The organism is Bacillus sp. ES1-5, assembly GCF_022487605.1.
Lineage (GTDB): Bacteria > Bacillota > Bacilli > Bacillales > Bacillaceae_G > Bacillus_A > Bacillus_A wiedmannii.
In genome coordinates, this window is sequence record NZ_JAKVPU010000002.1 from 373,164 (window position 1) to 387,729 (window position 14,566).

General features: G+C 37.8%; 14 protein-coding genes. All 14 read left to right on the forward strand.

Features of this window, described 5'->3' with window-relative positions:
• The first annotated feature begins 2 nt into the window (after window positions 1-2).
• The 14 genes from trmFO to MKO96_RS11790 all read left to right on the forward strand — a co-directional run bounded on the left by trmFO (window position 3) and on the right by MKO96_RS11790 (window position 14,442).
• Complete coding sequence (trmFO, locus tag MKO96_RS11725; RefSeq protein ID WP_000211996.1) at window positions 3-1,307, forward strand: FADH(2)-oxidizing methylenetetrahydrofolate--tRNA-(uracil(54)-C(5))-methyltransferase TrmFO; 1,305 nt, start codon at window positions 3-5, stop codon at window positions 1,305-1,307.
• A 65-nt stretch (window positions 1,308-1,372) separates the two neighbouring features.
• Window positions 1,373-2,272, forward strand: coding sequence for a tyrosine recombinase XerC (gene xerC / locus MKO96_RS11730; RefSeq protein ID WP_001101235.1), 900 nt, complete (start codon window positions 1,373-1,375; stop codon window positions 2,270-2,272).
• A 42-nt stretch (window positions 2,273-2,314) separates the two neighbouring features.
• A complete protein-coding gene (gene hslV / locus MKO96_RS11735; protein WP_000526271.1) occupies window positions 2,315-2,857 on the forward strand; it encodes an ATP-dependent protease proteolytic subunit HslV in 543 nt (180 codons plus the stop codon).
• 22 nt (window positions 2,858-2,879) lie between these two features.
• Entirely contained in the window at window positions 2,880-4,271 is a 1,392-nt protein-coding gene (hslU, locus tag MKO96_RS11740) for an ATP-dependent protease ATPase subunit HslU (protein ID WP_000550070.1), read from the forward strand.
• 77 nt (window positions 4,272-4,348) lie between these two features.
• Entirely contained in the window at window positions 4,349-5,128 is a 780-nt protein-coding gene (gene codY, locus MKO96_RS11745) for a GTP-sensing pleiotropic transcriptional regulator CodY (protein ID WP_000421290.1), read from the forward strand.
• Window positions 5,129-5,479: 351 nt separating this feature from the next.
• Complete coding sequence (gene rpsB, locus MKO96_RS11750; protein WP_000111484.1) at window positions 5,480-6,181, forward strand: 30S ribosomal protein S2; 702 nt, start codon at window positions 5,480-5,482, stop codon at window positions 6,179-6,181.
• Between the two features lie 103 nt (window positions 6,182-6,284).
• Window positions 6,285-7,172, forward strand: coding sequence for a translation elongation factor Ts (tsf, locus tag MKO96_RS11755; protein ID WP_064475011.1), 888 nt, complete (start codon window positions 6,285-6,287; stop codon window positions 7,170-7,172).
• A gap of 66 nt (window positions 7,173-7,238) precedes the next feature.
• The gene (pyrH, locus tag MKO96_RS11760; RefSeq protein WP_000042666.1) at window positions 7,239-7,961 is read left to right on the forward strand and encodes a UMP kinase; all 723 of its coding nucleotides are present in this window, start codon (window positions 7,239-7,241) and stop codon (window positions 7,959-7,961) included.
• 2 nt (window positions 7,962-7,963) lie between these two features.
• Window positions 7,964-8,521, forward strand: coding sequence for a ribosome recycling factor (gene frr, locus MKO96_RS11765; RefSeq protein ID WP_000531506.1), 558 nt, complete (start codon window positions 7,964-7,966; stop codon window positions 8,519-8,521).
• 85 nt (window positions 8,522-8,606) lie between these two features.
• Window positions 8,607-9,383: an undecaprenyl pyrophosphate synthase gene (gene uppS / locus MKO96_RS11770; RefSeq protein ID WP_000971311.1), complete on the forward strand. Its 777-nt coding sequence runs from the start codon at window positions 8,607-8,609 to the stop codon at window positions 9,381-9,383.
• Window positions 9,384-9,400: 17 nt separating this feature from the next.
• Window positions 9,401-10,192 (forward strand): phosphatidate cytidylyltransferase, encoded by a 792-nt coding sequence (gene cdsA / locus MKO96_RS11775; RefSeq protein ID WP_076539685.1) that lies wholly within the window; start codon window positions 9,401-9,403, stop codon window positions 10,190-10,192.
• 23 nt (window positions 10,193-10,215) lie between these two features.
• A complete protein-coding gene (dxr, locus tag MKO96_RS11780; RefSeq protein WP_240587517.1) occupies window positions 10,216-11,358 on the forward strand; it encodes a 1-deoxy-D-xylulose-5-phosphate reductoisomerase in 1,143 nt (380 codons plus the stop codon).
• Between the two features lie 17 nt (window positions 11,359-11,375).
• Window positions 11,376-12,632, forward strand: coding sequence for an RIP metalloprotease RseP (gene rseP / locus MKO96_RS11785; protein WP_240587518.1), 1,257 nt, complete (start codon window positions 11,376-11,378; stop codon window positions 12,630-12,632).
• Between the two features lie 109 nt (window positions 12,633-12,741).
• Window positions 12,742-14,442 (forward strand): proline--tRNA ligase, encoded by a 1,701-nt coding sequence (locus MKO96_RS11790; RefSeq protein ID WP_087981657.1) that lies wholly within the window; start codon window positions 12,742-12,744, stop codon window positions 14,440-14,442.
• Window positions 14,443-14,566: the final 124 nt, after the last annotated feature.

Sequence of the window (14,566 nt, forward strand, 5' to 3'; positions counted from 1 at the left end):
ATATGACAACACAAGTAGTAAACGTCATTGGCGCAGGTCTTGCAGGAAGTGAAGCAGCTTACCAAATTGCAAAACGTGGTGTCCAAGTAAAATTATATGAAATGAGACCAGTAAGGCAAACGCCAGCTCATCACACAGATAAATTTGCAGAGTTAGTATGCAGTAACTCGCTTCGCGCAAACACATTAACAAACGCTGTTGGTGTTATTAAAGAAGAAATGCGTCTAATGGACTCTGTTATTATTCGTGCAGCTGATGAGTGCTCTGTACCAGCAGGAGGGGCTTTAGCTGTAGATCGTCATGAATTTGCGGCAAAGGTAACGGAGTATGTGAAAAACCATCCGAACGTAACTGTGATGAATGAAGAAATTACTGAAATTCCAGAAGGTCCTACTGTTATCGCGACAGGTCCACTTACGTCTCCTGATCTTGCTGCACAATTAAAAGAATTAACAGGTGAAGATTATTTTTATTTCTATGATGCTGCAGCACCGATTGTTGAGAAAGATAGCATTGATATGAATAAAGTATATTTAAAGTCTCGTTACGATAAAGGTGAAGCTGCATATTTAAACTGCCCAATGACGGAAGAGGAATTTGACCGTTTTTACGAGGCTTTAATTGCTGCTGAAACAGTACCTTTAAAAGAATTTGAAAAAGAAATTTTCTTTGAAGGTTGTATGCCGGTAGAAGTTATGGCAAGTAGAGGAAGACAGACGTTAGTATTTGGACCGATGAAACCTGTTGGATTAGAAGATCCGAAAACAGGGAAAACGCCATATGCTGTTGTTCAGTTACGTCAAGATGATGCAGCCGGAACGTTATACAATATCGTAGGTTTCCAAACGCATTTAAAGTGGGGACCACAAAAAGAAGTGTTACAGTTGATTCCAGGACTGGAAAACGCAGAGATTGTACGTTATGGTGTAATGCATCGTAATACGTTTATTAATTCACCTAACTTGCTTCGTCCAACATACCAATATAAACAACGTGATGATTTATTCTTCGCTGGTCAAATGACTGGAGTAGAGGGATATGTTGAATCAGCGGCGTCAGGATTACTAGCGGGTATTAACGCTGCTCGACTTGTGAAAGGTGAAGAACCGGTTGTATTACCGCCTGTAACTGCAATGGGAAGTATGGCGAATTATATTACTGCGACAAACGCGAAAAACTTCCAGCCAATGAATGCAAACTTCGGTTTGTTTGCACCGTTGGAGAAGAAAATTAAGAGGAAAGCAGAACGAAATGAAGCATATGCAACACGCGCTTTAGAAACAATTCAAAATTTTGTAAATATTTAGTTAAATTTCTTGCAAAGGCTACTAAGTTGTGATACGATTTAGTAGCCTTTATTGAGGTGAATTGTGTGAATGTGAAGAAATTGTTACAATTATTCGTTGGATATTTACAAATTGAAAGAAATTATTCAAAATATACAATTGCAAGTTATCAAAATGATTTAGAACATTTTGTGCAATTTATGGAGCGAGAAGGCATATCCTCTTTTTTAGATGTTACATACGCGGATGTTCGTTTGTACTTAACGACGTTGCACGATGAAAAGTTAGCCCGTAAATCTGTCGCAAGAAAAGTATCAAGCTTACGAAGTTTATATCGTTTTTTGATGCGTGAAGGTTATCGGAAAGATAATCCGTTTGCACTTGCGTCACTCCCCAAAAAAGAATTGTCAATCCCAAAGTTTTTATATGCTGAAGAATTAGAGGAATTATTTGAAGTTGCTGATACGGAAACGCCGCTAGGTCAAAGGAATCAAGCTTTATTAGAGTTGATGTATGCGACTGGAATCCGTGTGAGTGAATGTGTCAATTTACAACTTACCGATATTGACTTCGCGGTGGGAACAATTTTAGTAATGGGAAAAGGGAAAAAACAAAGGTATATTCCGTTCGGAAGCTATGCGCAAGATGCTTTAATTACTTATATAGAGAACGGGAGAAAACAGTTAGCTCACAAAACTGAAGAACACTCTCATATGGTATTTTTAAATGCGAAAGGCACGCCGCTAACAAGTCGAGGGGTACGCTATGTATTAAACGAACTCATTAAGAAAGCTTCACTGACAATGCGGATAAGTCCCCATATGTTAAGGCATACATTTGCTACACACATGTTAGATGAAGGGGCAGATTTACGTACTGTACAGGAGCTACTCGGTCATGAGAATTTGTCGACGACACAAATTTATACGCATGTCTCTAAAGAAAGATTGCGTTCGGTCTACATGAAGCATCACCCGCGGGCATAAATTGCTTTTAAAGCTATAAAAACATATAAAGGAGTTTTTTCTATGGGAAATTTCCACGCTACAACGATATTTGCAGTTCATCATAATGGAGAATGTGCAATGGCTGGAGATGGTCAGGTGACAATGGGAAATGCAGTTGTAATGAAACATACAGCTCGTAAAGTCCGTAAACTTTTCCAAGGGAAAGTTTTAGCTGGCTTTGCAGGTTCCGTTGCTGACGCATTTACTCTTTTTGAAATGTTTGAAGGGAAATTAGAAGAGTACAATGGGAACTTGCAGCGTGCTGCAGTCGAGATGGCAAAACAATGGCGTGGCGACAAAATGTTACGTCAGCTAGAAGCGATGCTCATTGTCATGGATAAAACAACTATGCTTCTTGTTTCAGGTACAGGAGAAGTGATTGAACCGGATGATGGTATTTTAGCGATTGGATCTGGTGGGAATTATGCGCTTTCTGCAGGTCGTGCTTTAAAGCAATATGCAAGTGAACATTTAACAGCGAAGCAAATTGCGAAAGCGAGTTTAGACATTGCTGGCGATATTTGTGTTTATACAAACCACAATATAATTGTGGAAGAATTGTAGAATCGTAAGGGAGGCATTTTATATGCATTTACATTTTACTCCGCGTCAAATTGTGGAAAAATTAGATCAATACATTATCGGTCAAAAAGATGCGAAGAAAGCGGTTGCTGTAGCTTTAAGAAATCGATATCGTCGAAGTAAATTAGCTGAAAATCTACGTGATGAAATTGCGCCTAAAAATATTTTAATGATTGGACCGACAGGTGTTGGTAAAACAGAGGTAGCACGACGAATGGCGAAACTCGTTGGAGCACCTTTTATTAAGGTTGAAGCTACCAAATTTACAGAAGTTGGATATGTAGGTAGAGATGTAGAATCGATGGTACGTGACCTTGTGGAAACGTCAGTTCGTATCGTGAAAGAAGAAATGGTAATTAAAGTACAAGACAAAGCAGAAGAACAAGCGAACCAACGTCTTGTTGAAATTTTAGTGCCGAGTCCAGAGAAACAATCTGGATTTAAAAACCCATTAGAAATGCTATTTGGCGGTGCTCAAAATTCGAATCAAACATCTGATGCACAGGAAGATGTTGAAATCGAAAAGAAACGTCAAGATGTGGAAAGAAAGCTTGCTGCAGGACTTCTTGAAGATGAAATTGTATCGATTGAAGTGACTGAGCAACAGTCTTCCATGTTCGATATGTTACAAGGAACTGGTATGGAACAAATGGGGATGAATTTCCAAGATGCATTAGGAAGTTTTATGCCGAAAAAAACAAAAAAACGTAAACTTTCTGTGAAAGAAGCAAGAAAACTCTTGACAAATGAGGAAGCACAGCGCTTAATTGATATGGATGAAGTTACACAAGAGGCTGTTTATCGTGCTGAACAGCTCGGGATTATTTTTATCGATGAAATTGACAAAATTGCTGGTAAGCAGTCGAATAGCGTAGATGTATCACGTGAAGGTGTGCAACGTGACATTTTACCAATTGTAGAAGGATCGAATGTTGCGACAAAATACGGATCAGTAAAAACGGATTATATTTTATTCGTTGCAGCTGGAGCGTTTCATATGTCTAAACCGTCGGATTTAATTCCGGAACTGCAAGGGAGATTTCCGATTCGAGTAGAATTAACAAAATTATCGACAGATGATTTTGTTAAAATATTAATCGAGCCTGACAATGCGTTAATTAAACAATATATGGCTTTATTAGCGACTGAAGGTATAGAAATTGAATTTTCAGACGAAGCTATTCGTAAGATTGCTGAGATTGCTTATCAAGTTAATCAGGATACAGATAATATTGGAGCAAGAAGACTTCATACGATTATGGAGAAACTCCTTGAAGATTTATCGTTTGAAGCATCTGAAATTACGTTAGAGAAAATAACGATAACACCTCAATACGTTGAGGAGAAATTAGCAACGATTGCTAAAAATAAAGATGTGAGCCAGTTTATTTTGTAATAGTGTCATCAGGTGACTCGCCCTAGTTTCCAAGTGATGAAAAAATATGTAAGTAACATGTAGGAGGAACTTTTGAAATGGAATTATTAGCAAAAACAAGAAAATTAAATGCGTTATTACAGAGCGCAGCAGGAAAGCCTGTAAACTTTAGAGAAATGTCTGACACAATGTGTGAAGTAATCGAAGCGAACGTATTCGTAGTAAGCCGTCGTGGTAAATTACTAGGTTATGCAATTCACCAACAAATTGAGAATGAGCGTATGAAACAAATGCTTGCAGAGCGTCAATTCCCGGAAGAATACACGCAAAGCTTATTCAACATTACAGAAACATCTTCAAACTTAGATGTAAACAGTGCTTACACAGCATTCCCAGTAGAAAATAGAGAATTATTCGGTCAAGGTTTAACTACAATCGTACCAATCGTTGGTGGCGGTGAGCGTCTAGGCACATTAGTGTTAGCTCGTCTTGGTCAAGAGTTCTTAGACGATGATTTAATCCTTGCTGAATACAGTTCAACTGTAGTAGGTATGGAAATCTTACGTGAAAAAGCAGAAGAAATCGAAGAGGAAGCACGTAGTAAAGCTGTTGTTCAAATGGCGATTAGCTCATTATCTTACAGTGAGTTAGAAGCAATCGAGCATATCTTCGAAGAATTAAATGGAACAGAAGGTTTACTTGTTGCAAGTAAAATTGCTGATCGCGTAGGAATTACTCGTTCTGTAATCGTAAATGCACTTCGTAAATTAGAGAGTGCTGGTGTTATTGAGTCTCGCTCTTTAGGTATGAAAGGAACATACATTAAAGTGCTAAACGACAAGTTTCTACAGGAACTTGCTAAATTAAAAACAAACTAATTTATAAAACTCTCCTCATTTTTTGAGGAGAGTTTTTTTGTGTATAAAAGATTGATGTTGTTTGTAAATAGCGTCATAATCGTATTTTACGGAAAAGCTATGAATTGAATTTTATTTTTTTGCTTAAAGGAAATACAGGTTGGTAATACTAGAATTCGAGTGTGAACAAAGAAAGTTTTACATTGTTCGCATTTTCGACTTGATTGTAATATTTCAGTATGATATAGTAAGCAGTGGTGTCAGTACAAAGTACACACGTTTACTGATTTAAGTGTTGGTGCTACGTTTGTAGTTTCGCTTAGAGATGAAGTAAACGGAGGATATCAAAAACCATTTAGGAGGAACTATATTATGTCAGTAATTTCTATGAAGCAATTGCTTGAAGCTGGTGTTCATTTCGGACATCAAACTCGTCGTTGGAACCCAAAAATGAAGCGTTACATTTTCACAGAGCGTAACGGTATCTACATCATCGACTTACAAAAAACTGTGAAAAAAGTTGAGGAAGCTTACAGAACGATGCGTGACATCGCTGCTGAAGGCGGAGACATCTTATTCGTAGGTACTAAAAAACAAGCACAAGAAGCTATTAAAGAAGAAGCAACTCGTGCTGGTATGTACTTCGTTAACCAACGTTGGTTAGGTGGAACTTTAACAAACTTCCAAACAATCCAAAAGCGTATCAAGCGTCTTAAAGACATCGAAAAAATGCAAGAAGATGGTACTTTCGAAGTACTTCCTAAGAAAGAAGTTGTTCAACTTAAAAAAGAGTTAGAGCGTCTTGAGAAATTCTTAGGCGGTATTAAAGATATGAAAGGTCTTCCAAGTGCATTATTCGTAGTAGACCCTCGTAAAGAGCGTATTGCAGTTGCTGAAGCACGCAAATTACACATTCCAATCATCGGTATCGTTGATACAAACTGTGATCCAGACGAAATCGATCACGTTATCCCAGCAAACGATGATGCAATTCGTGCTGTAAAACTTCTTACATCTAAAATGGCAGACGCGATCCTTGAAGCAAAACAAGGTGAAGAAACTGTTACTGCGTAACAAATTTGGAAAGGTGATAAGGGGTTCGGCCTTTTATCACCTTTTTTAAGGTATAAACACCTTTATAAAAGGTATAAATACATATTTTAGGAGGATGAAAAATATGGCAATCACTGCACAAATGGTAAAAGAACTTCGTGAAAAAACAGGCGCAGGTATGATGGACTGCAAAAAAGCTTTAACTGAGACTAATGGCGACATGGAGAAAGCAATTGACTTCTTACGTGAAAAAGGTATTGCGAAAGCTGCTAAAAAAGCAGACCGCATCGCTGCTGAAGGTTTAACTTTCATCGAAACAAACGGTAACGAAGGTTTAATCTTAGAATTAAACTCTGAAACTGATTTCGTTGCGAAAAACGAAGGTTTCCAAGCATTAATTAAAGAATTAGCTGCTCACTTATTAGCTAACAAACCAGCTAACGTTGAAGAAGCTATGGCTCAAACAATCGAAGGCGGCAAAACAGTAGAAGAGCACATCAACGAAGCAATCGCTAAAATTGGTGAAAAACTTACACTTCGTCGTTTCGAAATCGTAACAAAAACTGATGCAGATGCATTCGGTGCTTACCTACACATGGGTGGACGCATTGGTGTTCTAACAGTTCTTGAAGGTTCTACTGATGAAGCAGCTGCTAAAGATGTAGCAATGCACATCGCAGCAGTTAACCCTAAATACATCGACCGCGATGCTGTAACAGCTGAAGAAGTTGAGCATGAGCGTCAAGTATTAACACAACAAGCTTTAAACGAAGGCAAGCCTGAAAAAATCGTTGCAAAAATGGTTGAAGGCCGTCTAGGCAAATTCTTCGAAGAAATTTGCTTACTTGACCAAGCATTCGTTAAAAACCCTGATATGAAAGTTCGTCAGTTCGTTGAGTCTAAAGGCGGAACATTAAAAGGATTCGTTCGCTACGCTGTTGGTGAAGGTATCGAAAAACGCGAAGACAACTTTGCTGAAGAAGTAATGAACCAAGTAAAAGGTAGCAACTAATAAAGATTAGGGAACACATTGTGTTCCCTTTTTTAAAATAAAGATGTAAGCAATTGGAGGTTCATTATGAGTAAACCGAAATATAATCGTGTCGTATTAAAGCTAAGCGGAGAAGCGTTAGCTGGCGAACAAGGATTTGGAATTAACCCATCTGTTATTAAATCAGTTGCGGAACAAGTGAAAGAAATTGCAGAACTTGATGTAGAGGTTGCTGTTGTTGTTGGTGGCGGAAACATTTGGCGTGGAAAAATCGGAAGTGAAATGGGAATGGATCGTGCTGGAGCAGATTACATGGGTATGTTAGCAACAGTTATGAACTCATTAGCTCTTCAAGATAGCCTAGAGAACATTGGAATTCAAACTCGTGTTCAAACTTCAATCGAAATGCGTCAAGTAGCAGAGCCTTACATTCGTCGTAAAGCAATTCGTCATCTAGAGAAAAAACGTGTTGTGATCTTTGCAGCAGGTACAGGTAACCCATATTTCTCTACAGATACAACGGCAGCACTACGTGCAGCGGAAATCGAAGCAGACGTTATCTTAATGGCGAAAAACAATGTAGATGGCGTATATAATGCAGATCCATCTCTTGACCCAACAGCTACGAAATACGAAACACTTACTTACTTAGATGTATTAAAAGAAGGTTTAGGTGTAATGGATTCAACAGCTTCTTCTTTATGTATGGACAATGATATTCCATTAATTGTATTCTCGGTTATGGAAAAAGGTAACATTAAACGTGCCGTTTTAGGCGAAAATATCGGAACAGTTGTAAGGGGGAAATAAATATGGGACAACAAGTATTGAAGTCTTCAAATGAAAAAATGGAAAAAGCAGTTGCTGCTTACTCTCGTGAATTGGCAACAGTTCGCGCAGGTCGTGCAAGCTCGTCTGTATTAGATAAGGTACAAGTTGATTACTATGGTGCACCAACACCTGTTGTGCAATTAGCGAACATTACAGTTCCAGAAGCACGTTTACTTGTAATTCAACCTTATGATAAAACTTCTATCGGTGATATTGAAAAAGCAATCTTAAAAGCAGATTTAGGCTTAAACCCTTCTAATGATGGAACTGTAATTCGTATTGCATTCCCTGCATTAACAGAAGAGCGTCGTCGTGATCTTGTAAAAGTTGTGAAAAAATATGCTGAAGAAGCAAAAGTTGCTGTTCGTAATGTACGTCGTGACAGTAACGATGATCTTAAGAAGCTTGAAAAAGCTGGCGATATTACAGAAGATGATTTAAGAGGATATACTGAAGATATCCAAAAAGAAACAGATAAATATATTGCAAAAGTTGACGAAATCGCAAAAAACAAAGAAAAAGAAATCATGGAAGTGTAATAGCGATACCTTCGCAAATATGACCCTCTTCTTAAGGGGGTCTTTTTACACTTTTAGGCATACGTCTGCTTGCTGGAGGGTATGAATGATGTTTAAAAACTTTCCTTTTTTTAAAAGTAAAAAGGTCGCATCGTTTGATCATCTCGTTGAAAAAGTGAAAAAAGGATACATCCCAGAACATATTGCCATCATTATGGATGGTAATGGAAGATGGGCAAAGAGGAGAGCGATGCCTCGTATTGCGGGACATCATGAAGGCATGCAAGTTGTAAAGAAAATTACAAAATTTGCAAGCAAACTTAATGTAAAAGTATTAACTCTTTATGCTTTTTCAACTGAGAACTGGAAAAGACCGAAAAAGGAAGTTGACTATTTAATGAGGCTTCCAGAAGAATTTCTAGGTACATTTTTACCAGAATTGATTGAAGAGAACGTACAAGTCCGAGTAATAGGACAACAAGATCGTCTTCCTACGCATACACGCAGAGCGATGGAAAAGGCCATGGAAGATACGAAAGAGAATACGGGATTAATTCTTAATTTCGCGTTAAACTATGGAAGTCGAGATGAAATCGTTTCTGCTGTGCAACATATGGTGAAAGATAGTGAGGAAGGAAAAATTCGTGTTGAAGATGTAAGTGAAGAAATGCTTTCTTCTTATTTAATGACGAGTTCTTTACCTGACCCAGAGTTGTTAATCCGTACGAGCGGAGAGCTACGTATTAGTAATTTCATGTTATGGCAAATTGCATATTCGGAATTTTGGTTTACAGATGTGTATTGGCCAGATTTTACCGAGGAACATTTGCTAAATGCGATTACAGACTTTCAGCATAGAGGGCGCAGATTCGGAGGCGTGTAGAAAGAGAGGGTTTGGTAGTGAAACAGAGAATTATTACTGGAGTGGTTGCTGCCGCGCTATTCATTCCCATCGTAATTTACGGTGGCGTGCCTTTTACGGTTTTAGTGTATGCACTTGCTTCTATAGGTTTATATGAATTAATTCGTATGAATAAGCTTACGCTTATTTCAATACCAACAGTTTTAGCTGCAGTATTATTATGGATTATTTTAATTCCAAGTAGTGCATCAGAACTGTTTACTCAGATTGGATTAGGTAAATTAGAAATCACATTTGTGATTGTTTTATTACTTTTATCATATACAGTCCTTTCTAAGAATACATTTACTTTTGACAATGCTTCATTTTTACTAATGGCAACAACATATGTTGGAATGGGATTCCTATATTTGAATGAAACGAGAATATTAGGAATTAAATATGTGTTTTGTGCATTATTTGTTATATGGGCTACTGATTCAGGCGCATATTTCGTAGGAAAGGCATTAGGAAAGAGGAAATTGTGGCCAGAAATTAGTCCGAATAAAACGATTGAAGGTTCATTAGGTGGCATCGTTTGTGGAATTGTTGTGGCACTCGTTTACAATATGTTCTTCCCTGTTGAGGCTAATGTAGGGATTTTAATTGTGTTGACAATTATCATTTCTATTTTTGGACAAATTGGTGACTTAGTACAGTCTGCATTTAAACGTCATTATGGCGTAAAGGATTCAGGTACAATTTTACCTGGACATGGTGGTATATTAGATCGAACAGATAGTTGGTTATTTGTTTTACCAATTCTCTACTTCTTATTACAATACAATTAATAAATGAACGAGGGGTTGGAGTCATGAAAAACATTAGTTTATTAGGTGCAAGCGGATCAATTGGTACACAAACTTTAGATGTATTACGCTCGCACCCAGACCAATTCCGTCTCGTTGCTTTTTCTGTAGGGAAAAATATTGACTACGCAGTAAATGTAATTCAAGAATTTTCTCCGCAAATCGTCTCTGTGCAAAGAGAGGAAGATGTTTTAAAATTACAAGCTGTCTCTGGTAATACAAAAGTTGTGTATGGTAGTGAAGGGCTTTTAGAAGTAGCATTACATCCAGATGCGGAGATTGTAGTAAATGCTGTTGTAGGTAGCGTAGGGTTGTTACCAACACTTCGTGCAATTGAGGCGAAAAAAACAATTGGAATTGCAAATAAAGAAACGTTAGTAACTGCAGGGCATCTTGTAATGGAAGCAGCACGAAAACATAATGTTTCGTTACTTCCGGTAGATAGTGAACATTCAGCTATTTTTCAATGTTTGAATGGTGAAAATGAAAAAAGAATTTCTCGACTAATTATAACGGCTTCCGGTGGAAGTTTCCGTGATAAAACGAGAGATGAATTGCATCATGTGACCGTAGAAGATGCGCTTCGACATCCAAACTGGTCAATGGGTTCGAAAATTACAATTGATTCTGCTACAATGATGAATAAGGGGCTAGAAGTAATTGAAGCACATTGGCTTTTTGGTATCCCTTATGAGCAAATCGATGTTGTTTTACATAAAGAAAGTATTATCCATTCTATGGTTGAATTTGAAGATCGTAGTGTAATGGCACAGCTTGGCTCACCTGATATGCGAGTACCAATTCAATACGCGCTTACATATCCTGATCGATTGCCTCTAACAGACACAAAACAGTTAAACTTATGGGAAATAGGGACGTTGCATTTTGAGAAAATGAACGAAGAACGATTCCGTTGCCTACGTTTTGCGTATGAAGCTGGAAAAGCAGGTGGAAGTATGCCAGCTGTAATGAACGCAGCGAATGAAGTAGCTGTTGAAGCTTTTTTGCAAAAGAGAATTGGTTTCTTAACAGTGGAAGACCTCATTGAAAAAGCAATGAACCATCACAATGTCATTGCACGTCCGAGCTTAGAGGAAATTCTGGAAATTGATGCAGCCACAAGACGGTTTGTGATGGAAGAAATTTAGCAAAGGTGGTTATGGAATTGAATACAGCGATTGCCTTTATATTAATTTTCGGTGCACTCGTATTTTTCCATGAGCTAGGGCATCTATATTTCGCAAAAAGAGCAGGTATTTTATGCCGTGAGTTTGCGATTGGTTTTGGTCCGAAAATATTCTCATTTGAAAAGAATGAAACGGTGTATACGATTCGATTACTGCCCCTTGGCGGCTATGTAAGAATGGCTGGCGAAGATGCAGACACAGTTGAGTTAAAGCCTGGAAAAAAGGTTGGCCTTGTATTAAATGAAAAAGACGAAGTTGCGAAATTAGTTTTTGATGGATATGAAAAGTATCCAAATGTTCGTGTCATTGAAGTCGAACAAGCTGATTTAGAGCATAATTTAACAATTTCGGGCTATGAAGAGTACGAGGAAGAGCTTCAAACATTCCGAGTGAATGAAAAGGCTCGTATTATTACTGCTGGTGAAGAAATACAAATTGCTCCGTATAATAGGCAGTTCGGCTCCAAGAAATTGGGTCAACGTGCCTTAACCATCTTTGCAGGTCCTGCAATGAACTTCATTTTAGCATTTGTTATTTTTGTGATTCTTGGATTTGTACAAGGTGTTCCTGTTGACAAGCCAATGGTCGGAAAAATAATGGAGAATAGTGCAGCCGAGCAAGCTGGATTAAAAGAAAATGATACAATTCAAGCAATCGATGGGAAAAACACAAGTACATGGAAAGATGTTGTTACCATTGTACGTGAAAACCCAAATAAAGAAATTACGTTACAAGTAAAGCGTGATAATGAACAGTTTAATGTAAAAGTAACGCCGACGCTTGATAAAGAAGGAAAAGACGAAGTAGGTAGAATTGGTGTTTACTCTCCAGTAGAGAAAACAGTAATGGGTTCGATTAAATCAGGATTTGAACAAACATACCAATGGACAAAACTAATTTTTGATTCACTTGTGAAATTAGTAACTGGTCAATTCTCTATTAATGAGTTGTCAGGTCCAGTAGGAATTTATAATCTAACAGATCAAGTTGTAGATTATGGATTTACGCGTGTATTAAGTTTAGCGGCAGTTTTAAGTATTAACCTTGGTTTATTTAATTTACTACCAGTCCCTGCTTTAGACGGTGGACGTTTGTTCTTCTTCTTAATTGAAGCGTTACGAGGGAAACCAATTGACCGCCAAAAAGAAGGAATGGTTCACTTTATTGGTTTTGCATTATTAATGTTACTTATGTTAGTTGTAACTTGGAATGACATTCGTAAGTTTTTCTTGTAAAATAAAGTGAAACTTATAATGAAATAGAGCTCGTAGAATAAAATCCCTCACCTAACTCGAGGTGAGGGGTTTTACTGCGTGTAAGAGTAAAATGAAGAGGTGCGAATAAATGAAACAAAGTATGGTATTCAGTCCTACATTACGTGAAGTTCCAGCTGATGCGGAGATTAAGAGTCATCAGTTATTACTTCGTGCAGGTTTTATGCGTCAAAATGCTTCTGGTATTTATAGTTTTCTACCATTTGGATTAAAAGTACTACACAAAGTAGAACGTATCGTTCGAGAAGAAATGGAGCGCGCAGGAGCTGTAGAATTATTAATGCCAGCGATGCAAGCTGCAGAATTATGGCAAGAATCAGGCCGTTGGTATTCTTACGGATCTGAATTAATGCGTATGAAAGATCGTAACGCTCGTGAATTCGCATTAGGAGCGACACATGAAGAAGTAATTACAGATCTTGTACGTGATGAAGTGAAATCATATAAAAAATTACCGTTAACATTGTACCAAATTCAAACAAAATTCCGTGATGAACAAAGACCTCGTTTCGGTTTATTACGTGGAAGAGAGTTTCTAATGAAAGATGCATACTCTTTCCATGCTACACAAGAGAGCTTAGATGAAGTATACGATCGCTTATACAAAGCATACTCTAACATTTTTTCTCGTTGTGGCTTGAATTTCCGTGCAGTTATTGCTGACTCTGGAGCAATGGGCGGAAAAGATACGCATGAATTTATGGTATTATCTGAAGTTGGTGAAGATACAATTGCATACTCTGATACATCTAATTATGCAGCAAACATCGAAATGGCTCCTGTGGTAGCTACGTATACGAAGAGTGATGAAGCAGAAAAGGCACTTGAAAAAGTAGCAACACCAGATCAAAAAGCAATTGAAGAAGTATCTGCATTCTTAAACATTGAAGCTGACAAGTGCATTAAGTCTATGGTATTTAAAGTAGATGAGAAATTAGTAGTTGTACTTGTTCGTGGTGATCATGAAGTAAACGATGTAAAAGTGAAAAACGTATACGGCGCTTCAGTTGTTGAGCTTGCTTCTCATGAAGAAGTGAAAGAATTATTAAACTGTGAAGTTGGTTCTCTAGGACCAATTGGTGTAACAGGTGATATCGAAATTATCGCTGACCATGCTGTAGCATCAATTGTTAACGGATGTTCAGGAGCAAACGAAGAAGGATTCCATTATGTAAATGTAAATCCAGAACGCGACTTTAAAGTAAGTCAATATACAGATTTACGCTTCATTCAAGAAGGAGACCAATCTCCAGACGGAAATGGAACAATTCTTTTCGCACGCGGAATTGAAGTTGGTCATGTATTCAAATTAGGAACACGTTATAGTGAAGCAATGAACGCAACATTCCTAGATGAAAACGGAAAAACACAACCACTTATTATGGGTTGTTACGGTATCGGTGTATCTCGTACAGTGGCAGCAATCGCAGAGCAGTTTAATGATGAGAACGGTTTAGTTTGGCCAAAAGCTGTTGCACCATTCCATGTGCATGTAATTCCAGTAAATATGAAATCTGATGCGCAACGTGAAATGGGTGAAAACATCTACAACTCATTACAAGAGCAAGGGTACGAAGTATTACTAGATGATCGTGCAGAACGTGCAGGTGTTAAATTTGCGGATGCAGATTTATTCGGCCTTCCAGTTCGCGTGACAGTTGGTAAAAAAGCAGACGAAGGTATTGTAGAAGTGAAAGTACGTGCTACAGGCGAGTCTGAAGAAGTGAAAGTAGAAGAACTTCAAACATATATTGCAAATATTTTAAAATAAGAAGAGGTACCTCGTAATGAGGTACCTTCTCTTTCTTTGTAAACGTATTTTGTAAAAGAAGAAGTGAGAAATCTTTCTTTGTAGTACGTTTCAATTTATAATAGCAAATGGAAGGAGAGTGCTT

Bases quoted from the DNA above. Each gene is read 5' to 3' on its own strand.
- dxr (WP_240587517.1), top strand. From the start codon at position 10,216: ATGAAAAACATTAGTTTATTAGGTGCAAGCGGATCAATTGGTACACAA.
- frr (WP_000531506.1), top strand. From the start codon at position 7,964: ATGGGACAACAAGTATTGAAGTCTTCAAATGAAAAAATGGAAAAAGCA.
- rpsB (WP_000111484.1), top strand. From the start codon at position 5,480: ATGTCAGTAATTTCTATGAAGCAATTGCTTGAAGCTGGTGTTCATTTC.
- uppS (WP_000971311.1), top strand. From the start codon at position 8,607: ATGATGTTTAAAAACTTTCCTTTTTTTAAAAGTAAAAAGGTCGCATCG.
- trmFO (WP_000211996.1), top strand. From the start codon at position 3: ATGACAACACAAGTAGTAAACGTCATTGGCGCAGGTCTTGCAGGAAGT.
- tsf (WP_064475011.1), top strand. From the start codon at position 6,285: ATGGCAATCACTGCACAAATGGTAAAAGAACTTCGTGAAAAAACAGGC.
- pyrH (WP_000042666.1), top strand. From the start codon at position 7,239: ATGAGTAAACCGAAATATAATCGTGTCGTATTAAAGCTAAGCGGAGAA.
- codY (WP_000421290.1), top strand. From the start codon at position 4,349: ATGGAATTATTAGCAAAAACAAGAAAATTAAATGCGTTATTACAGAGC.
- hslU (WP_000550070.1), top strand. From the start codon at position 2,880: ATGCATTTACATTTTACTCCGCGTCAAATTGTGGAAAAATTAGATCAA.
- MKO96_RS11790 (WP_087981657.1), top strand. From the start codon at position 12,742: ATGAAACAAAGTATGGTATTCAGTCCTACATTACGTGAAGTTCCAGCT.
- hslV (WP_000526271.1), top strand. From the start codon at position 2,315: ATGGGAAATTTCCACGCTACAACGATATTTGCAGTTCATCATAATGGA.